General features: G+C 70.4%; 21 protein-coding genes. 11 read left to right on the forward strand and 10 right to left on the reverse strand.

Annotated elements, in window-relative coordinates:
- Positions 1-59: 59 nt before the first annotated feature.
- The 3 genes from murQ to ABZT47_RS15240 all read left to right on the forward strand — a co-directional run bounded on the left by murQ (position 60) and on the right by ABZT47_RS15240 (position 2196).
- On the forward strand, positions 60-968 hold the full coding sequence (murQ, locus tag ABZT47_RS15230; RefSeq protein ID WP_354841219.1) for an N-acetylmuramic acid 6-phosphate etherase: 909 nt from the start codon (positions 60-62) through the stop codon (positions 966-968).
- Positions 969-1111: 143 nt separating this feature from the next.
- Positions 1112-1756: a GNAT family N-acetyltransferase gene (locus ABZT47_RS15235; protein ID WP_354841221.1), complete on the forward strand. Its 645-nt coding sequence runs from the start codon at positions 1112-1114 to the stop codon at positions 1754-1756.
- 62 nt (positions 1757-1818) lie between these two features.
- A complete protein-coding gene (locus ABZT47_RS15240; RefSeq protein ID WP_354841223.1) occupies positions 1819-2196 on the forward strand; it encodes a DUF488 family protein in 378 nt (125 codons plus the stop codon).
- Positions 2197-2288: 92 nt separating this feature from the next.
- On the opposite strand, the gene ABZT47_RS15245 is transcribed toward ABZT47_RS15240, so the two are convergent.
- Both ABZT47_RS15245 and ABZT47_RS15250 read right to left on the reverse strand, forming a co-directional pair.
- Complete coding sequence (locus tag ABZT47_RS15245; RefSeq protein ID WP_354841226.1) at positions 2289-3470, reverse strand: zinc-dependent alcohol dehydrogenase; 1182 nt, start codon at positions 3468-3470, stop codon at positions 2289-2291.
- 118 nt (positions 3471-3588) lie between these two features.
- Positions 3589-4038, reverse strand: coding sequence for a DUF4383 domain-containing protein (locus tag ABZT47_RS15250; protein ID WP_354841228.1), 450 nt, complete (start codon positions 4036-4038; stop codon positions 3589-3591).
- Positions 4039-4332: 294 nt separating this feature from the next.
- On the opposite strand from ABZT47_RS15250, the gene ABZT47_RS15255 reads away from it, so the two are divergent.
- The 3 genes from ABZT47_RS15255 to ABZT47_RS15265 all read left to right on the forward strand — a co-directional run bounded on the left by ABZT47_RS15255 (position 4333) and on the right by ABZT47_RS15265 (position 6602).
- Complete coding sequence (locus ABZT47_RS15255) at positions 4333-4755, forward strand: DUF2795 domain-containing protein (protein WP_354841231.1); 423 nt, start codon at positions 4333-4335, stop codon at positions 4753-4755.
- A gap of 109 nt (positions 4756-4864) precedes the next feature.
- Positions 4865-5443, forward strand: a complete 579-nt coding sequence (locus tag ABZT47_RS15260; RefSeq protein WP_354841233.1) for a hemerythrin domain-containing protein — start codon at positions 4865-4867, stop codon at positions 5441-5443.
- An 88-nt stretch (positions 5444-5531) separates the two neighbouring features.
- On the forward strand, positions 5532-6602 hold the full coding sequence (locus ABZT47_RS15265; RefSeq protein WP_354841235.1) for an NAD-dependent epimerase/dehydratase family protein: 1071 nt from the start codon (positions 5532-5534) through the stop codon (positions 6600-6602).
- A 119-nt stretch (positions 6603-6721) separates the two neighbouring features.
- On the opposite strand, the gene ABZT47_RS15270 is transcribed toward ABZT47_RS15265, so the two are convergent.
- Positions 6722-7696, reverse strand: a complete 975-nt coding sequence (locus tag ABZT47_RS15270; RefSeq protein WP_354841237.1) for a DUF523 and DUF1722 domain-containing protein — start codon at positions 7694-7696, stop codon at positions 6722-6724.
- A gap of 160 nt (positions 7697-7856) precedes the next feature.
- Here ABZT47_RS15270 and ABZT47_RS15275 point away from each other — a divergent pair, with 160 nt between their 5' ends.
- On the forward strand, positions 7857-8501 hold the full coding sequence (locus ABZT47_RS15275) for an NAD(P)H-dependent oxidoreductase (protein WP_354841240.1): 645 nt from the start codon (positions 7857-7859) through the stop codon (positions 8499-8501).
- Between the two features lie 149 nt (positions 8502-8650).
- On the opposite strand, the gene ABZT47_RS15280 is transcribed toward ABZT47_RS15275, so the two are convergent.
- On the reverse strand, positions 8651-9682 hold the full coding sequence (locus tag ABZT47_RS15280; RefSeq protein ID WP_354841243.1) for an aldo/keto reductase: 1032 nt from the start codon (positions 9680-9682) through the stop codon (positions 8651-8653).
- Between the two features lie 182 nt (positions 9683-9864).
- Here ABZT47_RS15280 and ABZT47_RS15285 point away from each other — a divergent pair, with 182 nt between their 5' ends.
- From ABZT47_RS15285 to ABZT47_RS15295, 3 genes are all read left to right on the forward strand, one after another.
- Positions 9865-10728 carry a helix-turn-helix transcriptional regulator gene (locus ABZT47_RS15285; protein ID WP_354841246.1) on the forward strand — a complete coding sequence of 288 codons (864 nt, stop codon included), beginning with the start codon at positions 9865-9867 and terminating at the stop codon, positions 10726-10728.
- A 472-nt stretch (positions 10729-11200) separates the two neighbouring features.
- Positions 11201-11653: a hypothetical protein gene (locus ABZT47_RS15290; RefSeq protein WP_354841248.1), complete on the forward strand. Its 453-nt coding sequence runs from the start codon at positions 11201-11203 to the stop codon at positions 11651-11653.
- A 253-nt stretch (positions 11654-11906) separates the two neighbouring features.
- Complete coding sequence (locus ABZT47_RS15295; RefSeq protein WP_354841251.1) at positions 11907-12449, forward strand: Pycsar system effector family protein; 543 nt, start codon at positions 11907-11909, stop codon at positions 12447-12449.
- On the opposite strand, the gene ABZT47_RS15300 is transcribed toward ABZT47_RS15295, so the two are convergent.
- The 5 genes from ABZT47_RS15300 to ABZT47_RS15320 form a co-directional block, all read right to left on the reverse strand.
- Positions 12430-13245, reverse strand: a complete 816-nt coding sequence (locus ABZT47_RS15300) for a hypothetical protein (protein WP_354841254.1) — start codon at positions 13243-13245, stop codon at positions 12430-12432. The genes ABZT47_RS15295 and ABZT47_RS15300 overlap by 20 nt on opposite strands.
- Before the next feature lie 32 nt (positions 13246-13277).
- Positions 13278-15332 carry a hypothetical protein gene (locus ABZT47_RS15305; protein ID WP_354841257.1) on the reverse strand — a complete coding sequence of 685 codons (2055 nt, stop codon included), beginning with the start codon at positions 15330-15332 and terminating at the stop codon, positions 13278-13280.
- Positions 15329-16102: a hypothetical protein gene (locus ABZT47_RS15310; protein WP_354841259.1), complete on the reverse strand. Its 774-nt coding sequence runs from the start codon at positions 16100-16102 to the stop codon at positions 15329-15331. Before ABZT47_RS15310 ends, ABZT47_RS15305 begins: the two co-directional genes overlap by 4 nt.
- A 62-nt stretch (positions 16103-16164) precedes the next feature.
- A complete protein-coding gene (locus ABZT47_RS15315; protein WP_354841262.1) occupies positions 16165-16854 on the reverse strand; it encodes a Crp/Fnr family transcriptional regulator in 690 nt (229 codons plus the stop codon).
- Positions 16855-17035: 181 nt separating this feature from the next.
- Complete coding sequence (locus tag ABZT47_RS15320; RefSeq protein ID WP_354841264.1) at positions 17036-17254, reverse strand: hypothetical protein; 219 nt, start codon at positions 17252-17254, stop codon at positions 17036-17038.
- A 63-nt stretch (positions 17255-17317) separates the two neighbouring features.
- On the opposite strand from ABZT47_RS15320, the gene ABZT47_RS15325 reads away from it, so the two are divergent.
- A complete protein-coding gene (locus ABZT47_RS15325; protein ID WP_354841267.1) occupies positions 17318-18223 on the forward strand; it encodes a M23 family metallopeptidase in 906 nt (301 codons plus the stop codon).
- Positions 18224-18377: 154 nt separating this feature from the next.
- Here the strand turns inward: ABZT47_RS15325 and ABZT47_RS15330 are convergent, their stop codons facing one another.
- Entirely contained in the window at positions 18378-19730 is a 1353-nt protein-coding gene (locus tag ABZT47_RS15330) for a glycosyltransferase (RefSeq protein ID WP_354841270.1), read from the reverse strand.
- Positions 19731-19847 lie beyond the last annotated feature (117 nt).

Genomic DNA, 19847 nt, shown 5'->3' on the forward strand with positions numbered 1-19847 from the left:
GCCCGGGCCGCGGCCCCGGCGAGCATCAGCACGACCCCCGGAAGATGAGGAGAGCCACGATGCGACCATTCGCCCCGCCGGCCACGACGGAGCAGATAGATCCGCGCTACCGCCAGATCGACCGCCTGCCGACCGACGAGATCGCGCGGCTGATGAACGCGGCCGACTCCACGGTGCCGGCGGCGGTGGCCAGGGCTGTGCCGGAGATCTCCGCCGCGATCGACGGCATCGTCGCCCGCATGCGCGGCGGCGGGCGGCTGCTGTACGTGGGCGCGGGGACCTCGGGGCGGCTCGCGGTGCTGGACGCCTCGGAGTGCCCGCCGACGTTCGGCACCGATCCCGGGACGGTGCGCGGGATCATCGCCGGCGGGACGCCCGCGCTGACCCGGTCGGTCGAGGGGGCCGAGGACGACGCGGAGGCGGGCGCCGCCGCCATGCGCGAGCACGGCGTCGGTCCGGCGGACGCGGTGGTGGGCCTGTCCGCCAGCGGGCGCGCGCCGTTCGTCGTCGCCGCCGTCGCGCAGGCCCGCCGGCTGGGCGCGCTGACGGCGGGGCTGTCGTGCAACGTCGGCACGCCGCTGTCGGAGGCGGCCGACCACGCGATCGAGGTCATCGTCGGCCCCGAGGTGGTGGCCGGCTCGACGCGCCTGAAGGCCGGCACGGCGCAGAAGCTCGTGCTCAACATGATCTCGACCATCTCCATGATCAAGTGCGGCCGGACCTTCGGGAACTACATGGTCGAGGTGTCGGCGAGCAACACCAAGCTCGTCGCGCGGGCGGCGCGCATCGTCGCCGAGATCACCGGCGCCGACATCGCCGTGGCCCGCCGGGCTCTGGAGGAGGCCGGGCACCAGGTCAAGACCGCCGTCGTCATGGTGCGCCGCGGCCTGGCCGCCGACGAGGCCCGCCTGCTGCTGGCCGCCTACGACGACCGCCTCGACCTCGTCCTGGACGCCCGCCCCGCGTGACCTCTCCGCACGCGGGCAGCCCGCGGAGGCCGGGCGCGACAGGGCGCGGCGGCCGCCCGGGTAAGGCCCGCGAAGCCCCGGTCCGGCCGGTCTCGCCGGGCTGCCGCGGGGCTGTCCGGGGTGGATGGGCATAATTCACAGACATGTCTCCCCGCATCGACCTGACCTGGCCGTCCGTGCCCGACGACGCGCTCCTCGAACAGGTGCACCGCGTGATCCATGCGGTCGTGGCGGCCGGCGGCGCGGTCGGTTACCTCACCCCGCCCGGCAGGCGGGAGACCGACCTGCTGGTGGAGGAGGTCCTCGCCGACGCCCGGCACGGCCGGGCGGCCCTGGCCCTGGCCCGGGTGGACGGCGTGGTCCAGGCGATGGGCCTGTGGAAGCGCGCCTCCGCCCAGGTGTTCGCGCACTCCGGCGAGATCGGCAAGGTCATGGCGCACCCGGCGGCGCGCGGCCTCGGCCTCGGCCGCCTGGTCCTCGCCGGCCTGGTCGACAGCGCGCGTGCCGCCGGGCTGGAGACCCTGACCCTCGGGGCGCGCGGCAACAACCACGGGGCCATCGAACTGTACGAGGAGATGGGCTTTCGCGAGTGGGGACGGCTGCCGAACGTCATCGAGGTCGGCATGGAGCGCTTCGACGAGGTCCGGATGTACCTCGACCTGGGCACCCGCGATCCCCGGGTCGTGCTGCGCGGCTCGCCTCCCGGCGGCGCGGGCTCCTCACCGCGGCGGCGGCTGCGCGCCGGCGGCCGGGGTGAGGGCCACAGAAACGGGCATATCTCCCAGTGACCCGCGGTCGGCCCGGACGTCCTCCGGGCATCCGGCCGAGCTCCGGCGATGGGAGGGCGCGGATGCCGGTACAGGTGCGCCGCGTCTACGACGCCCCGGACCCCGAGGACGGCGCCCGCCTGCTGGTGGACCGCCTGTGGCCGCGCGGCGTGGCCAAGGAGGCGGCCCACGTGGACGAGTGGCTCAAGGACGTGGCGCCGTCCGGCGAGCTGCGCACGTGGTACGGCCACGATCCCGCGAAGTTCGATGCCTTCCGCGACCGCTACCTCACCGAGCTGGACGACCCGGCCCGCCGCCGCGCCCTGGACCGCATCGCGGAGCTGGCGCGGGAAGGCCCGGTGACGCTGCTGACCGCCACCCGGGACGCCGGGCGCAGCCACGCCGCCGTCCTGGCCGGCCTGCTCGGCGAGGCCAGGAGCGGCGCGAAGGCGCCCAGGTGAGGGACGGGCCGGCTCAACGGGTACACCCGTCCCTCACGTCGGGCGGCCACAGGCCGTCAGGTGTGCTGGGCACCTGACGGCCTCGGGGGCCGTCAGGGGGTGAGCAGGACCTTCACGGCGCCGTCCCGCTTCTTCTGGAAGATCTCGTACCCGTGCGGGGCCTGGTCCAGCGGCAGGCGGTGGGTGGCCAGGTCCATGACGCCCAGCGGGTCGGTGTCGTCGCTCACCAGCGGCAGCACGTCGTCGATCCAGCGCCTGACGTGGGCCTGTCCCATGCGCAGGGTCACGCCCTTGTCGAACAGGCGCAGCATCGGCATCGGGTCGGCCATGCCTCCGTAGACGCCGGAGATCGAGATGGTCCCGGCGCGCCGCACGGTCTCGATGGCCTGGTTCAGCGCGGCCAGCCGGTCGACGCCCGCGTTGCGCATGAACGGGGCGGCCACCGCGTCGGGCAGCAGCCCGGTGGCGCTCTGGGCCAGCTTGGCCAGTGGCGAGCCGTGCGCCTCCATGCCGACCGCGTCGATCACCGAGTCGGTGCCCCGCCCGCCGGTCAGCTCGCGGACCGCCTCGGGGACGTCGTCGCACTCGCGCGCGTCGATGACCTCGACGCCGTGGCGGCGGGCCATCGCCAGGCGCTCGGGCACGCCGTCCACCGCGATCACCCGGTGCCCGAGGTGCCGGGCCACGCGCGCGGACATCTGCCCGATCGGCCCGAGGCCGAACACCGTGACGCTGCCCCCTTCAGGGATGTCCGCCCAGGCCACGGCCTGCCAGGCCGTGGGCAGCACGTCCGACAGATAGACGAACCGCTCGTCGGGCGGGCCCTGCGGCACCTTGATCGGGCCGAACTGCGCCTGCGGCACCCGGAGGTACTCGGCCTGCCCGCCGGGCACCTGGCCGTACAGCTTGGTGTAGCCGAACAGCGCGGCGCCGGTGCCGTGCTCGCGCACCTGCGTCGTCTCACACTGCGCGTACAGCTTCATGCCGCACATGTGGCAGTGGCCGCAGGAGATGTTGAAGGGGATGACCACGCGGTCGCCGGGGGCGATGTGGGTCACCTCGGCGCCGACCTCCTGGACGATGCCCATGGGCTCATGGCCGAGGATGTCGCCCTCGGTCATGAACGGGCCCATGATCTCGTACAGGTGCAGGTCGGAGCCGCAGATGCCGGTGGAGGTCACCTTGATGACCGCGTCGGTCGGTTCCTTGATCGCCGGGTCGGGGACCTCCTCGACCCGTACGTCGCGCTTGCCGTGCCAGGTGACGGCTTTCATGGTCTGCTTCCTCCACCCCGATGGTCCCAGTTGCTGTCGGTTCTGTCATGGCCGCCCGTGGCGGCCGGTCCGCCGGCGGCCGTTCCGCGAAAGCCGTCCGCGATGCCCGCCGGGGCCGTCACAACCGGCCGGCGGTGACCGACCGGCGGCCGAGCGCGAAGCCCAGCGCGATCATGCCGAGGCCGAGGAGCAGGTGCAGCCAGTTGTCGGCGCCGTTGACCGGGACGAAGTTGGCCGCGGTGTCGTGGCCGACGAGCATGCCGTACACCCACAGCAGCAGGTAGATCGCGCCGCCGCCGATGAGGAAGGCGCGCGCGCCCTGCCACGTGCGGGCCAGGACGATGCCGGCGACGCCGAACAGCAGGTGCACGATGTTGTGCAGGATCGACACCTCGAAGACGCCGAGGAGCATCGCGTCCGAGTGATGGCCCGCGAACTGCAGGTCGTCCAGGTTCGTGGTGACACCGGGGATGAAGCCCAGCACGCCGACGACGAGGAACACCACTCCCACCACGAGCGAGGCCGTCTGCAGCGGCGTGCGCGCGGTTCGCGTGTGGATCGCGTTCATGGGCCCTCCAGTTGCAATACACGGGCGTGGTCGCCCAGACCCCCGCTACCCCTGTCCGCCGTGCCTATACAAGGTCGTTCACCTGACGCTGACTTCGGCGGTCGCGGAGCCCGCGAATATCCTGCAAAAGGGCCTTTTATTTTTTGCGAATTCTTTTCCCGGCGCCGGGTCGCCCGGCCGCCCCGCATCTTCCGTCGAGGTCAGGGCGCATGCGGCGGGCGCCGGGCCGGGAAAGGGCGGTTCGCGCGCGCGCGACGGGGTACATGCCGCGGTCCACATCGAAAGGACACGTCAATGAACCTGGAACGCGGCAGTGACAAGCACGGTCCGCGCCTCGATGAGGAGATCAAGCACGAGACCGCCGGCCTCACGCGAGGGGGCGTCACCGGGCACGCCGAGGAATGGCGGGAGCCCGAGCCGGTGAGCGACGCCGAGGACGACCTGCGCCCGCAGGGGTACGCGCCCGGCCACGAGCCCGGGGTCGCGCCCGGGATGACGCAGAACGACGTCGACCAGCGCAGCAACCTCGCCCGATGGCTCGTCGAGGTCCACTACCCGGCCGGCCGCGACGAGATCCTCGCCCACGCGGAGGGGAACCCGGCGGTGCCGGACGCGGTGGTGCGGGCGCTGCGCGACCTGCCCGACGGCTCCTTCCGCAACATCGCGGACATGGCCGAGGCGCTGGGGCTGGGACGGGAGCGCCGCTCCGGCGACTAGGGGGGCGCCCGTCCACCCGCGTTCTCCATGGCCACGGCGGTTTCCCGTCGCCCGCACCGGGTAACCGCCGACGACATCGGCAGAGTTCGGTGCAGTGCGAGGAGGAAGCATGATGAAGCACGGCGGTGACGCGATCACCGTCCTCACCATGGACCATCGGGAGGTGGAGGAGACCTTCGCGGAGCTGGAGCGCCTGCGCGGCACGGGACAGGACGACCGCCGCAGGGAGCTGACCGAGAAGGTGATCATCGAGCTGGTCGGGCACTCGGTCGCCGAGGAGGCGTACCTGTACCCGGCCGCCCGCGCGTTCATCCCGGACGGCGACCGGCTGGCCGACCGCGAGATCGCCGAGCACGCCCAGGCCGAGCGCCTGATGAAGCAGCTGGAGAAGGCACTTGACGACGGGGTCGCCGACCCGGCCTTCGAGGGTCTGCTCGACGACCTGATGGCCACCATCAGGGAGCACATCAAGGACGAGGAGGCGCACCTGTTCCCCGAGCTGGTGCGGTACGCCGACGCGGAGGAACTGGCCGCCCTGGGCAAGAAGATCACGATGATGAAGAAGCTCGCCCCTACCCGGCCGCATCCCGCCGCGCCGGACCGGCCGCCGGCCAACAAGCTGCTGGCTCCCGGCGCCGGCCTGGTGGACCGCATCCACGACCTGTTCACCGGCCGGGGCAAGACCTGACCCAACCGGGTCAAATGCCTGTCCCAACCGGGTCAGATGATCGCGTCTGCCCGCGTTTGGGCCGGTAGGGCGGGGGCAGCAGCGTTCTATGAGAGTCATCGTGGTGGGCGCGACCGGCAATGTCGGAACGAGCGTGATGTCCGCGCTCGAGTCGGATCCCGACGTCACCTCGATCGTCGGGGTCGCCCGGCGGCTGCCCGCCCGCCGCCCCGGCGCCGGCGCGGACGTGCCGGGCAGGATTCAGTGGCGCTCGGCCGACATCACCACGAGCGACCTCACCGGCCTGTTCGCCCGCGCCGACGCCGTGGTCAACCTCGCCTGGCTGTTCCAGCCGACCCGTGACCCGGTCACGACGTGGCGGGCGAACGTCCTGGGAGGCATGCGCCTCTTCCGCGCCGTGGCCGAGGCGGGGGCGCAGATCCTGGTGCACGCCTCCTCGGTCGGCGCGTACTCGCCGGGGCCGAAGGACGGCGCGGTGGACGAGAGCTGGCCGACCCACGGATGGCCGGGCGCCGCCTACTCGCGGGAGAAGGCCTACCTGGAGCGGGTCCTCGACGTGTTCGAGAACGACCACCCGAGCATCCGCGTCGTGCGGATGCGCCCGGGGTTCATCTTCAAGCGGGGAGCGGCCGCCGAGCAGCGCCGTCTGTTCGCCGGCCCCTTCCTGCCCGGCCGGCTGCTGCGCGCGGGCCGGATCCCGTTCGTGCCGGACATCCCGGGCCTGCGCGTGCAGGCGCTGCACTCCCTGGACGTGGGGCGGGCCTACCGGCTGGCCGTGACCCGCTCGGTCGTCGGCGCGTTCAACCTCGCCGCCGAGCCGGTGCTGGACGCCGCCGCCCTTGCCAGGCTGCTCGGCGCGCGCCTGGTGCCGGTCTCGCCGATGATGGCGCGGACCGCGGTCGCGGCGGCCTGGCATCTGCGCCTGATCCCCGCCTCTCCCGGGCTGATGGAGATGGCGCTGCGCATCCCGGTCATGGACACCACGCGGGCGCGCACCGTCCTCGGCTGGCGGCCGGAACACACCGCGATCGAGGCGGTCGGCGATCTGCTGGAGGGCCTGCGCACCGGGGCGGGCATGCCGACCCCCGTGCTGGACGCCCACGCCGGCGGCCCCGCCCGGGTCGGCGAACTCGCGACCGGCGTCGGCCGGCGTCCCTGACGCCCTCCGGCGGGGCTCCGCCTTCGCCGACGGCACGCTCGGCGGCTCGTAGCGGCGACCGGCCGCATTCCTGACGGTGACCGGCCGCCCGCTTCCTGAGGGGGGCGCGTGGGGGCCGGTCAGCGGGGGACGTGGTTGCGCAGCCCCAGTTCGTCCGGGTAGAGCGAGAAGTAGGTCTGCTCGGCCAGGTACGCCATGCCCGTGCCCTTGACGTGGTGGCGCAGCAAGGCGAGCGGCACGCTGAGGGCGACCCGGTGCGCCCGGTAGGCGTCGATCACCTCCACCAGGTCGGCGCGCCGCGCCCCGTCCAGGTCGTCGCTCACCATGCCGAGGCAGTGCTGCAGCACGTTGACGTTGCGGCCGACGCTCGCCCGGGTGGCCAGGGCCACGCGGAAGGCCCGGCCGTAGGCGGAGGCGAGCCGTTCCGGCGCGTTGGTGCCCGCCTCGGCGACCAGCCGGCCCATCCGGCGGTACTCCGCCGGGTCGTGCGCGAGGATCTGCATCTTGTGCCGGGAGTGGAACGCCACCAGGTCACCCGCCCGCCACTGGCCCTCCAGCAGCGCCCGGAGGCGGGCGTGGGCGAAGATCCGTTCCACGAACGCCTCGCGCAGCACGTCGTCGTGCAGCCGGCCCTCGTCCTCCACCGGCAGCAGCGGATGCGCCGCGATCATCGCCTCCGCGTACAGCCCCCGCCCGCGCCGTCCCGAGCCGTGCACGGGGACGCCGTGCAGGCCGCAGGTCGGGCTCTTGGCCTTGAAGACGTAGCCGTCCACCCGCAGCGCCGCCGCGCGCGCCTTGGCCAGCGCGGTCATCGGCTCGGTGAGGTCCCTGCGCGAGGCGCGGGTCATCAGGCGCGTCCCGCCGGGCGCCGCCTCCAGGCGGAGCGTTTCGCGGGGGGCGCCCAGGCCGATCTCGATCTCCGGGCAGATCGGTATCCAGTCGACCCAGGGGGCCAGGGCGCCGGACACGAAGCGGTCGCGGCTGTGGCCGCCGTTGAACCGCACGGGCTCCCCGAGCAGGCAGCTCGACACCGCGATCCGCGGCCGTGGCCGCCGCTCGGCGTTCACCGGAGGATTTGCGTTGTCTGTTGGCATTGGTCCGATCGATCCTTTGGCGAGTGCCGTGTCCCTTACTGTCCCTTCGGCAGCGCTCCCCTCCGCGGATGCGTCCGACGCATGTGGACGAGGTGTCCACATGTGGATAGGCTGGCCCCACTAACTGGACATGGTGTCCGGTTGAAGGGGACGGATCGTCATGAGCCATCTGCTGCACCTGGACGCCAGTGCCCGGAACACCTCGGTCTCCCGAGACCTCTCCCGGGCGTTCGCCGAGGTCTGGCGCGCGGCCCACCCGGAGGGCCGCTACACCTACCGCGACCTGGCGGCCGACCCCGTCCCGCACATCGGGCAGCCGTGGACCGAGCTGTGCGACTACGTGCTGGCACACGGGATCACCGACATCGCCCGCTACCGGGAGGCCGTGCGCACCCCCGCCCAGCAGGAGGCGTGGGCGACCCTCGCCCCGCTGCTGGGAGAGCTGACCGCCGCCGACGTGGTGCTGATCGGGACGCCGATGTACAACTTCTCCATCCCCTCGGCGCTCAAAGCCTGGCTCGACCAGGTGACCTTCCCCAAGATGTCGCTGGCCGGCCGCCGGTTCGTGGTCACCGGCGCCCGTGGCGGCGCGTACGGGCCGGGCACTCCGCGCGAGCCGTTCGACCACCAGGAGCGCTATCTGCGCGACTTCTTCGCGGGCCACTTCGGTGTCGAGGACGTCACCTTCGTCCACGCCGAGCTGACCAACGCGCGGGTCGACCCAGGCCTGGCGCACCTGCGCGAGCGGCAGGCCGCCTCCCTGGCCGCGGCCCGCTCACGCGTCCTCGCCGAGGCGGAGCGCTGACCGGCCGGGCGGACCGCCGGCCCTCCGGTCCGCCCTCCGGTGCGCCCTCCGCGGTCCGCCCTCCGCGGTCCGCCCTCCGCGGTGCGCGCCGCCGCGGACCGCGGGGTCGGCCGCGACGGGGGTGGCCACCCGCGCCAGAACCGAGCGGTTCACGGCCGCCGGCGCAGCGCCTTGTCCGCCAGGGCCGGCGGCACGTAGTAGCTGTCCGCCCGGTTGAGGTCGGTGCCCGGCGGCACGATCTCGTCGATCCGGTCCAGCATGTCCTCGGTCAGCACCGTGTCCGCGCCGGCCAGCAGGTCGTCGAGCTGCTCCATGGTGCGCGGGCCGATGATCACCGAGGTGATCGCCGGGTGGGCCAGGACGAACCCGACCGCCATGTGCGCCAGCGACAGGCCGGCCCCCGCCGCGAGCTTCGACAGCTCGCCGACGGCCTGGAGCTTGGCCGCGTTCCCGGGCAGCGAGGGGTCGAACTTGTGCCGTTCGACGGCCGCGCGGCCGGTGCTCGCCAGGTCGATGTCCGCGGCCTGGGTGTAGCGGCCGGACAGCCAGCCCGCCGACAGCGGACCCCAGCTCAGCACGCCCATCCCGTACTTCTGCGCCGTCGGCAGCACCGCCGCCTCCACGCCGCGCGCCAGGATCGAGTACGGCGGCTGCTCGGTGCGGAAGCGGACGTGGCCGCGCCGCTCGGAGACCCACTGCGCCTCCACGATCTGCTCCGCCGGGAAGGTGGAGCTGCCCACGGCCAGCACCTTGCCCGCCCGCACCAGGTCGGTGAGCGCGGAGAGGGTCTCGTCGATGTCGGTGGCCGGGTCGGGCCGGTGGATCTGGTAGAGGTCGATGTGGTCGGTGCCCAGCCGGCGCAGGCTGTTCTCGACCTCACGGACGAGCCAGCGCCTGGAGTTCCCGCCGTGGTTGGCGTCCGGGCCCATCAAGCCGTGGGCCTTGGTCGCCAGGACGACGTCGTCGCGGCGTCCCTTGAGCGCCTTGCCGACGATCTCCTCCGACTCTCCCTGCGAGTAGATGTCGGCGGTGTCGACGAAGTTGACGCCGGCGTCGAGGGCGCGGTGGATGATGCGCACGCAGTCGTCGACGTCCTTGTTGGCGAGGGCGCCGAACATCATCGCGCCGAGTGCGTACCGGCTGACCGAGATGCCGGTCCCACCGAGGGTGCTGCGCTTCACGAGGTACCGCCTCCTGCGGATCGTTGCTGTTGACACGTCGTCTCGTGCCCACATCCTTCGCGGACACGTCGTTCCGCGGATACGGAGTCCAGTCTCCGTTTCGCGCCGGGACGGCGCCAGGTCAGGCGCAACCTGGGTCCGGCAGAACCCCCCAGCGACCCGGCCGCCGCATAATGACTGGCATGGGGCATGCCGAGGACGAGATCACTCCATTTCTGAAGGCACGACGGGCCGCGCTGGACGCCGCGTCCCTGGGGCTGCCCGACGGCCTCGCACGGCGGCGGGTGCGCGGACTGCGCCGCGAGGAGGTCGCACGGCTCGCCGGGGTGAGCGTCGACTACTACACGCGCATCGAACAGGGGCGGGCGCACGCCGTCTCCGACGCGGTGATCGACGCGATCGCGCGGGCGCTGCGGCTGACCCCCGACGAGCACGCCTTCCTGCGCAACATCTCCCACGGCCGACGGGGCGCCCACACCGAGGTCTGCGACGCCGGCGCCGGCCCGCGCCCGCGCGTACGGCCGCAGCTCCTGGAACTGCTGGAGGCCATGGGGGACACCGTCCCCGCCGTCGTCTACGGCCCCGGCACCGACCTGCTGGCCTGGAACACGATCATCGGCCGCATCTGGTTCGACCTCGACGCGCTCCCGGAGGCAGAGCTCAACGGCGCCCGGCTGATGTTCCTGCACCCCGACGCCAAGGCGCTGCATCCCGACTGGGAGGCGGAGGCGGAGGAGACCGTCGCGAGCCTGCGGGCGCAGATCGGCCGCCGCGAGGCCGAGGCCCGGGTGCAGCGGGTCGTCTGCGACCTGCGGGAACAGAGCGAGGAGTTCCGGCACTACTGGGACGTCCAGGCGGTCAGAGAACGAACCCAGGGCATCAAGCGCATCCTCCACCCGCAGGTGGGCGAACTGGTGCTGACCTACGAGGCGTTCTCCCTGCCGACCGACCCCGGCCAGCGCCTGTGCACCTACACGGCCCCCAAAGGCTCCCCCACAGCGGCCAAACTTCGCACCCTCGCCGAACCCGCCACCGCGACCGCCTGATCCCCGTCACCTTCCGGGGCAGGAGCGTGCCCGGAACTCGGCTCGTGTCCTCGTCGTTGATCGACCGACCATTTCCTTTCGACCTGGCGAGGACGACGTGACCAAGTCACGATTAGCCCGCACGGCGACCTCGATATTGGCGGTCGCCGCATGCGCCGCGTCGGCATGCAGTCCGGCCCGTAGTGAGTCCCCGTCTGCGTTCGACTCGCAGCCGGTTCCGGGAAGGCAATATGACGAACCCGATGACACCGAGGCGGTCACGGGCCACATAGAGATCTGCGTCACCACGAAGACGCGGACGCGGGTCGATTACCGGGGGTGCGACGACGCGCAGCCCACGGTCACCTGGTACTACCTCCCGCTGAGCGCCAGGGTGCCGGCCGTCGGCTCGACGGCCGAGCGCGGCTCGTCCAAGCGGCCGAAGGGCGACCTCTACCGGGCGCCCGCGAAAGGCGGCGTCGGCACGAAGGTGATGATCGCCGACGTCGAGGATCGTGTCGAGATATGCGTACTGAGGAGCACCCGGATCCGGGTCTCCGAGATCAGGTGCGACGACGGCGAGAAGGGCTACGGCTGGTACTACATCCGGATCGACGGCCGGGTGCCGCGGGTGGGGAAGAAGGCCGAGGACGGTTCCTTCCGCAAGCCGTACGGCGACACCTACCGCGCCCGCAGAAGGGGCGGGGACGCGGCCGAGGCGGCGATCGACTACGAGGACCCGGACGCGATCGAGACCGACGACGGCGAAGAAGAGGAGGAGAACTGCACTATGACGATCACTGGGGAGTGCGTGGCCGCCAGCGATTGCACGGAGACGGTGAACGGCGTCTGCACCGATGACGACGACGATTCCTGGGGATCATCCAACTCCGAGACCTGCCATCAGACCTACATGCACAAACGATGGATCCGCCGCTGCCACTGACCATCGGCCACGCCGGATCCGGCTGGGCGGGGAACGCGTCGAGTGGGTCAGGGACATCGTAAGTGACAGGGCGAAAGGGGAGCGAGAGGAACACGTAGTGGGTCAGGCAATTCGCCCAGCCGATGGTCACACTTATGGAGGCGTGATATGGACCCTCTTGTAGGGCTCGTTTGATCGACTTCCTCCGTGGGGGAGCCGGTCGACTGGAGGCGACGGGTGGCTGATGTTCCGTAGGATCGCGCGAGCTTATTACTTGTCCGGCCAGAACCAGCAGCAGGCAGCCGAAGAGGACGCGTGTGCTTACGGAACTCTGCTGCTGCAGGAAACCCGCGAGGAGTTGAACCGGGCCGATACCAAGGCGCAGGTACTCCTCGGGATCGTGGGAATCGGGCTCGGCGCCATCGCGGGCGGTCTGCTGGCCGGGAGCTGGTCGCCGTTCAGTTTGTCCAACGCCATTGAGTGGCTGTGGTGGGCAGGAGCGGCCACTGCTCTGACATCGGTGGTGGTGCTCGCCCGTGCGGTGTATCCGCGTCTGGATCGCAGGAAGGAGAGCGGCGCTGTCATGTACTACGCCGATGTGCTCCGCTTCGGGTCCGCTGTGGCCGTCTCCGGGGCGCTGATCCGTTCATCGACGCTGGACCTGGAACGCGTCGCCGATCAGCTCTACAGGATCAGCCGGATCGTCGGCCAGAAGTACCGCCTCATCCGGTGGGGGTTCTGGCTCCTGCTCGGCGGGATGTCCGCCACCCTGGCGGCGGTCCTGATCAATGTCGTGCTCAGCGCGCCTCCTCCATGAGCGGGAAGGGGGAGTCGGGATCCGGCTCTGGCAACGGGACGCCCAACCGCTCGAACGCGGCCCGCAACGCCGACTCGCTGGCGATGACCAGCTCGAAGGCGTTCGCGTGCCGTTGTGCGTCCACGACCTTGGCCAAGGTCGCAAGGAGTCGCTCGGCCTTCTTCTCCCGTTCGTCGAGCATGCTGTCGGTGATGTCCGCCACCTTCTCGACCGCTTGTGTGAGCCGTACCGCATGCCGCGCCGTCGCGGTGTCCATCGCTTCGGTCAGGAATTGCTCGCAGAGCGTGCGGGACGCGCGCAGCTTGTTCACCTGGAGTGAGATCTCAGCGGCCTTCGCCTCGACCCGGAACAGCTCGCTTTCGTGCGCGCGACGAAGTCTCCTGACCTCCTCGGGTACGTCGACTTCGATGGTCGCGCGCCAGGTGCCCGTCACCGAGCCGGACGGTGGCTCCCTGAGCCAGCGCTGGAAGTGGTCGTTCGCGGCCTGCTCCGCCGCTGCCGCATCGAAGATGCTGTACTGTCGCAGCAAGTCACGGACGATCTCTCTCACGTAATCCTTGATCGAGTGTTCCTGGTCCTCTCTCAGCTCCTTCCAGGGACGGAAGACGAGGGAACCGGTCGCCGAACGCCGCCAGAGCCACGCGCTCACCATGAACTTGAAGCCATCACCTCGGGACGGCGTGGTGAAGACATAAGAGGCGGGATCCTCGCGGGTCGCCACCGGCTCTTGCCCCGTCGCCGGATCGCCATTGGCCTTGGTCCCACCCGGAAGCCTCGTCCAGCGCTGTACGAGCATGGGTCGTCTGATGCATTTCGCGAACGGCATTGTCATCCTTCCTTGACCAGCCGGATATACCTGGTGAACTGGGCGACTGTGATAGACCGCCGCTGGCGCCACAGGTGGAGATGGAAGACCCAGGAGGGCCGAAGCCGCTTCGTGGCTCCGGAGAGAACCTGCTCAAGGACGGCGCCTGCCGCCGGCACGGTCGCCGCTTGTTCCGCCCATTCGGCCATGAGGAGCCAGGCGGACGGCGTGTAGGCGGGCACTCGTGCGTCTCTGCGTGCCACGGACAGGCCGCAGTTGAGTGCATTGGTCCATAGCGCCGACAGGTCGCGAACCGTCCCGTGGCGCCATAGAGGCGGGTGGGAGTCATCTTTCTGCCCGGCGGTCGCCAGGCGCACGAATGCCAGAGCGGCGGCCACTTGTTCTCCCGCATGTTCTCCGGTCGCCCAACGCGCCAGCTCCCGCAGCACGGCCGGGGCTGTCTGCGGGGTGTAGACCTCGGCTACCGAACGGGCGACGCCGTCACAGGTGTCCAAGATCACCGTCGCCGCCGCGACGGTGTGCAGAGTGCTGAGTGCCTCATCGATGTGCCGGACGCCGAGGGCGGAGCCATAGCCCATCGCCGCGGAGAGACGCTGCAGGTAGGTGCCCGTCGTCCATTCCTTCAGTCGTCCGCGCACCAGCTTCCCCACATCGGGATCGGCGAGCGCGGCTGATTCCAGAGCCCATCCGAGGACCTTCGCCCGGCCTTTCTCTCTGCTCCAGCGTGTGAAGAACTGTTTGTCGATGACTCGGAAATCGCAGGTCGCGAGCCTGCCCACCGCATAGGCTGCTTTGAGTCGGACGCGCCAGTCGTCATGGCGGACGAGATCGGCGAGCCAGTCATAGAGCGCCGGTCGGACGGCGGGTAGCTGCTCCCAGATCGTGGTCAAAAGCCGATCGGCCATGCCGGGTCTCACCTCGATGCGCTGGCCCTCCCCGCCCCGGGGCGCTGCTGTCGCGTTCAGTCCCGGATGGTCGACCCACTCGCTGAGCCGCTCCCACACCGGCAGGCCTTGGTCTTCCTCGTCCACCGAATCCCGCTGCTCGTCCTGCCTGATCCGATGGGCAAGGGACAGCGCGGCCTCGGACACGACGGCTTCGGGAAGCCCATAAAGCACTGCGCTGCTGACCAGGAAGTGCCGGCTGAGGGCCGGATCCTCCTTCTTCGGGCTCATCGACAGCCGGGAAAGCGCCGTGTAGGGCAGCTCGTTGATCATGGAGGCAAGGGATCTTCCCTGCCGGCGGCCCTCCGCGAGTTGCCGGGCCGCGTCGACGGCCTCCCACGGGCGGCACCCGATAACGTGTTCGTCGAGTGATTCCCCTGCGGTGTCGAGCTCCTGCTCGACCCCGGGGGAGAGGTGGACGAGCCAACGGCGGATGATCTCGCTTGCCGTGGGGGCTTGGTGCGTGACGACGAACTTCGTGGTCGCGCTGTCGTGCGGGACCACCGCGACGATCATGCTCCCGCTGTCGCGAGCCACGGAGCAGAGCTGGTCCAGCACCGCCTCGGGACTACGAGGCCAGGGCTCGTCCTCAACGCGCAGCACGTAACCGTTGCCGGGTCGCAGATCGTCCGACCGGAGCTTCCTCGGATCTTTGAGTCGCAGGTGGTTGCAGATAAGGCCAAGTTGTAGCAACGCGTGCAGCGCCGTGGTGCCCCGTCCGGTGTGCGGGTCACCTCTCAACAGGGCCACGGGGGCATTCGCCAGCCGGGCCACCAGCTCCCGCTGTGACGATGTCTCGATCAAGCACAAGCGGGCCTCTTCGATCCTCTCGATGGAGACGGGGTGTGTGTGGACCGGAGGTTCTTCGCCGCCGAAATACTGAATGATGTCGCGCCCGGCCCCATTGAGCGTCCCGCCCTTGTCGACCTGGTAGGTCGAGCCGCCATACCAGTTCCGGCCCACGTCGATGATCTCGGAGCGTAGTCGGCGTTCCTTCCGCTCCTGTTCGATGCGCTCGGTCAAGGGCGGCGCCGGCTGCGGAGCCTCGTCCGTCCCGGATGCGTCGTCGCCGCTCGCGGCCGCGGGGATGCGGTAAGGCATCTCTTCGGTCATGGTCGGCGCTTCCGCCGGGTCTGGTCGATGGTGAGGTCGCGGCCGGCGAAGTTGTTGCCGTCTCCTGAGACCTGATAGTCGTTGCCGCCGTACCAGTCCCCGCCGACGCTGATCCGGCGGTCGGGAGTCCCTTCTGCCTCGGTCTTCTGGTGATCGCCTTCGGCATCGAAGTCACCCAGTTGCGGGATGGCGTGCACGTTGTGTCCTGGCAGATGGACGTACGCGATGTACTCCTGCTGTTTGACCTTGGCTTTGACGCGCCGGAACTGGTCGGCGGGCGGCCCTCCGTAACCTTGACCGACGTAGTCGTCGTAGAAGGTGTCGGAGACGATCACACCGAGGCTCGCCTTCTTGACGGCTCGAAGAGCGGTCCGCAAGGCGTCGGCGTTGACCAGTCTTCCGCTCTCCACGGCACGCCTGCCCGGCGATCCGGCGGGCCCGTCCACGTGGATCGGGCCCGCGTGGACGGCCAGGCGCAGACGCAGGTGTGGCTGCGGGGAGGTGTTGTGAGCGTCGATGGCCTGGCTCAGCGTGTCCGTGAAGGAGCCGAGCAGCCGTGCGGGGTGGACGGCGGGTGGAAGGACGACGAATTCCCCATCGCCCTGTGGCTGCCGCTTCCACTCCAGCAGGCCCAGTCCGGCCGATCCGGCGGCAAGATCTAGTAGCCGGATCATGGCCGACTGCAGCGCGTACTGTTCGGTGTTGTTGCGAGTGCTGTAGTCCTCGATGTCGTAGGTCAACATCGCTCGGTACTGCGGGGTGTCGTGCATCTCGCTCCTGTCGTCGCCGTACGACAACGTTCGCGGGCCACGTCAGAGGACGACCGGGATTTTTATGGGTTTCGCCGAACGCAATCGGCGAACTTCGCCAGCCCGTCCAAGTCCTGGATGACCACACGGCGAGGGCCGCGTAAGACCAGGCCACGCGCCGCCAGTGAGCGCAGGGCCTTCTGTGCCGTGGGTTCCTTGGCGCCGATCAGACTGCCGAGTTCCGCCCGTGTCAGTGCGACTCCGATGTCCGTGCCCTCTCGTACGGTGCGGCCGTGCGTTGTGGCGAGCGCGAGGATGATTCTGGCGAGGCAGACCTCCGCGTCGTACCCGGCGAATTCGAGGCGTCGCTGGTTGGCCCACTGCAACCGGTCGCTGAGGAGCCCGGAAAGTGCCAATGCGGCGTTCGGATGGCGCTGTAAGTAGCCAGTGAAGGCATTGCCTTTGATCGCGCACAACGTGGTTCGACCACAGGTCGTGACGTCTGCGCTTCGCCTGCCTTCCCGCAGGATCGCCATCTCTCCGATGACGTCGCCGCTGACCCGAACGGCGAGGAGCGCCTGCTCACCGTTCTCCGCCCATGTGGTGATCTTCACCAGTCCATGGAGAATGAGATAGACCAGCGTGCCCGGTTCGCCCTGCCGAATGAGTCGTGTGTCACCCGACACGGTGAGCATGGTGCCGAGTTCGATGAGCTGGGCGGGCATTGTCCCGGGCAGTCGAGCAAGGAACGTTCCCATCGGCCACTTCGCCACCGGAAGCCTCCAGTGACCGGTTCGATTTACTCCACTCGCAATATGACACCGATCACGAGGCGAGCCAACCGCCTCGTGGACATTCCTCTATCTCGGACCTTGTGCCGGGCACGCGAGGTAGCTGAAGATTCGGGCTTTGTCCGCTACACGCCACTCTCGACCGGCGCTAGTGGGCGCGGATTCACTGTCCGGTCGCCGTGGCGCCCCCGGGGCGGTGGTGGGCGTTAGAAAAATTTTCAGACATTTGGATCTTGATGAAGGGAACTTTCAGGGTTATGTTCATGATCGTCCCGTCCTTCTCTACAGGCGGTGAGATGTCGAGGCGTTTCCCTGACGGCGGTCTTCTTCGTGCGCCGAGGTCGAACTCGGTGTCGCCGGCGTAGTCCCGCCGCACGCTCATCGACATCAGGGAACCGGGCGTTTCGCCGTAACCCCCCGTACGCACCTGTTCAGAGAGGTGAGCATGCCCGTTCCCGGCAGGCCGACCTGGCCGAAGACCCTCAGATCCGCGCTCACTGCCCTCGTGGTCACCCTCGCGGCGGCGTCGCTTCCGCAGGCGGCCTCGGCGCAGGGCTCAAGCGTCCTGGCCCTGTCCCACAAGAGCCCGTTCAACTGCGGCAAGACCTTCTACGCCAACAACTGGTCCCCCGGCCACAGCCCGTCGGGCGCCATCGACTGGCAGGACTACGGGGGCGACGACATCAACGGTGAGACCGTGCGCGCCACCGCCGCGGGCACCGCGTACTTCAACGACGCGGGGAGCACGAGCTACGGCAAGTGGGTGGAGGTCCGGCACAGCGACGGCACCAGCACCCGCTACGCCCACCTGTCGACCATGGTGAAGGCGGCCGGCGGCTCCCTGAGCGTCAGCCAGGGCACCACGATCGGGACCGTCGGCTCGACGGGCGGCTCCACGGCCCCGCACCTGCACTACGAACAGCGGACCTCCGGCGGTGCGGTGGACACCAGCCCGACCGTGGAGGGCGTGACCGTGTCCCTAGGCCAGAAGAAGGCCATAACCAGCACCAACACCTGCGGCGGAAGCAGCAACCCCTACACCCCCGAGGAGGTCTGCGGCAGCGGTTACGCGGTCATCGACTCGGCGGCCCTCACCGGTGGCCGCACCTACCTGCTCTACAACTCCGGCAACGGCTACAACTGCGTCACCACGCTGAAGACCACGAACCTCGGCTCGGCGTCGGCGGTGTCGGCCTTCCTGGAGCCGCAGGGCGAGAGCCGGACCACCGACTCGGGCAGCTACGGCTACTACGCGGGCCCCGTCAAACGCGACGCGGCGGCACAGTGCGTCAGGTGGGGCGGCTCGGTCGGCAGCAGCTCCTACACCAGCCCCTTCGAACACTGCGGCTGACCCGGCCGCGATCGCCGCGGCCCGGCCGGTGAGAAGCCTGGACGGCGCCACTTCACCGACCGGTCCTCCCGGCACGGCACGACGTCGAAGGCCGCCACCCGTCACGGGAGGCGGCCTTCGGCCTCGCCGCGCCGGAGGCCCCCCGGTGGGCCGGTCAGGAAACGCCGACGACGGGCGCCTCCCGCGGCGGAAGGGCCTGCCGGCCGGGCAGGCCCTCCTGGCCGGGCACGACGCTCTGGCCGGCCGGGGTGTTCGCATGCTGGGGGAGCAGGGCGTCGAACACCGCGGCGCGGTCGAAGCGCATCGCCCGGGCGCGGGCGCGATGCTCCAGGTCCTGCCGCTCGGCGGCGGACATGTCCAGAACCACCCGGTCCACCGTCGCGGCCAGGCCGGCGACGTCCCCGGCCTCGACGATGACGGCGGTGTCGCCCACCGCCTCCGACGTCCCGCCCGTCAGGGTGGTGACGATCGGCCCGCCACCGGCCAGCATCTTCTCGGCCAGCGCGATGCCGAACGTCTCGACGAAGTCGGGCTCGGGCTTGGTGGGCAGGACGTAGGCGGCGCAGCCGCGCATGAGCAGCGGCTTCTCGTTGTCGTCGACATCGGTGAGGAAGACCACCCGCTCGTCCTGCCGGGCCATCTCCCGCACCTGCTCCAGCGCCGGTCCCGTCCCGGCGACCACCAGTTTCACCCGTGACCGGCAGCGCATCTTCCCGAAGGCGTCCAGCAGATCGTGGATCCCCTTGGCCGCGGTCACCCGGGACAGGAACAGGATGTACCCGTCGCGCTCCAGGCCGCGGCGCGCGAGCGCGGCGTCCACCTGCGCCGGATCCAGGTCGAGGAAGGCGGCGGAGTCGATCGGCGGGTAGCTGACCGTCACGCGGCGCCGGCACTGTTCGGCGAACGTGGTGCCGCAGTGGGCGTCCACCTGCTCGGCCGAGGCGATGATCTCCTCGCGGGTGTACTCGGAGACCGCGACGACCTCGTCGCCCGACAGGAACGTGGTGAACAGCACGGTCGCCGCGCCGAACCGCCCTTCCCGCAGACACGACCGGATCACGTTGGTCACGTCCGACCCGACCGCCTTGGCGATGGTGTGCACGTCCGGCGCGAACCCGGCCGCCCGCGCGGCGGCGACCGCGTCCATCACCACCGTGGTGTGCGGGACGAGGTACATCGACAGGCAGGTCGTGGGGACCGGTTCGGCGAGCAGTTCGACCAGGCGGCCGGTGAGGCCGGCCTGGTGGCGGCCGTCCGGCACCCGGTAGTCCCCGACCGGCTCCGGCCGTTCCACGGTGATGCCGGGGCTGTAGGGCAGCAGCCGGTCCAGCGGCTTCAGCGGCAGCCCGGCCGCCTGCAGCGCCGGAATCGGCCAGGTCAGCAGCCGTACGTCGTCGAAGCCGCGGGTCAGCGCCACCTCGGCGAGGTTGCGGGCCTCGCCTGAGTGCCCGCAGATGACCGGGTCGGCCCTGACCACGATGACGAGACGGCGACGGGGATGGGTCATCATGCTTCCTCTGGTGTCTCGGGACGATCGGAACAGAACGGCCTGCAGATCGGAACAGAACGGCTGGCAGATCGGGACGGGACGGGCCGGCGGATCGTCAGGGGGGCGGGACCGCGG

Source organism: Sphaerisporangium sp. NPDC005289 (assembly GCF_040607455.1).
Lineage (GTDB): Bacteria > Actinomycetota > Actinomycetes > Streptosporangiales > Streptosporangiaceae > Sphaerisporangium > Sphaerisporangium rhizosphaerae.

What these genes read in the sequence shown, in the direction of transcription:
- murQ (WP_354841219.1), top strand. Translation starts at nt 60, where the DNA reads ATGCGACCATTCGCCCCGCCGGCCACGACGGAGCAGATAGATCCGCGC.
- ABZT47_RS15245 (WP_354841226.1), bottom strand. Translation starts at nt 3,470, where the DNA reads ATGAAAGCCGTCACCTGGCACGGCAAGCGCGACGTACGGGTCGAGGAG.
- ABZT47_RS15255 (WP_354841231.1), top strand. Translation starts at nt 4,333, where the DNA reads ATGAACCTGGAACGCGGCAGTGACAAGCACGGTCCGCGCCTCGATGAG.
- ABZT47_RS15300 (WP_354841254.1), bottom strand. Translation starts at nt 13,245, where the DNA reads ATGCTCGTACAGCGCTGGACGAGGCTTCCGGGTGGGACCAAGGCCAAT.
- ABZT47_RS15240 (WP_354841223.1), top strand. Translation starts at nt 1,819, where the DNA reads ATGCCGGTACAGGTGCGCCGCGTCTACGACGCCCCGGACCCCGAGGAC.
- ABZT47_RS15275 (WP_354841240.1), top strand. Translation starts at nt 7,857, where the DNA reads ATGAGCCATCTGCTGCACCTGGACGCCAGTGCCCGGAACACCTCGGTC.
- ABZT47_RS15260 (WP_354841233.1), top strand. Translation starts at nt 4,865, where the DNA reads ATGATGAAGCACGGCGGTGACGCGATCACCGTCCTCACCATGGACCAT.
- ABZT47_RS15290 (WP_354841248.1), top strand. Translation starts at nt 11,201, where the DNA reads ATGATCGCCGACGTCGAGGATCGTGTCGAGATATGCGTACTGAGGAGC.
- ABZT47_RS15330 (WP_354841270.1), bottom strand. Translation starts at nt 19,730, where the DNA reads ATGACCCATCCCCGTCGCCGTCTCGTCATCGTGGTCAGGGCCGACCCG.
- ABZT47_RS15250 (WP_354841228.1), bottom strand. Translation starts at nt 4,038, where the DNA reads ATGAACGCGATCCACACGCGAACCGCGCGCACGCCGCTGCAGACGGCC.
- ABZT47_RS15310 (WP_354841259.1), bottom strand. Translation starts at nt 16,102, where the DNA reads ATGCACGACACCCCGCAGTACCGAGCGATGTTGACCTACGACATCGAG.
- ABZT47_RS15285 (WP_354841246.1), top strand. Translation starts at nt 9,865, where the DNA reads ATGGGGCATGCCGAGGACGAGATCACTCCATTTCTGAAGGCACGACGG.
- ABZT47_RS15320 (WP_354841264.1), bottom strand. Translation starts at nt 17,254, where the DNA reads ATGAGCGTGCGGCGGGACTACGCCGGCGACACCGAGTTCGACCTCGGC.
- ABZT47_RS15325 (WP_354841267.1), top strand. Translation starts at nt 17,318, where the DNA reads ATGCCCGTTCCCGGCAGGCCGACCTGGCCGAAGACCCTCAGATCCGCG.
- ABZT47_RS15265 (WP_354841235.1), top strand. Translation starts at nt 5,532, where the DNA reads ATGAGAGTCATCGTGGTGGGCGCGACCGGCAATGTCGGAACGAGCGTG.
- ABZT47_RS15270 (WP_354841237.1), bottom strand. Translation starts at nt 7,696, where the DNA reads ATGCCAACAGACAACGCAAATCCTCCGGTGAACGCCGAGCGGCGGCCA.
- ABZT47_RS15305 (WP_354841257.1), bottom strand. Translation starts at nt 15,332, where the DNA reads ATGACCGAAGAGATGCCTTACCGCATCCCCGCGGCCGCGAGCGGCGAC.
- ABZT47_RS15235 (WP_354841221.1), top strand. Translation starts at nt 1,112, where the DNA reads ATGTCTCCCCGCATCGACCTGACCTGGCCGTCCGTGCCCGACGACGCG.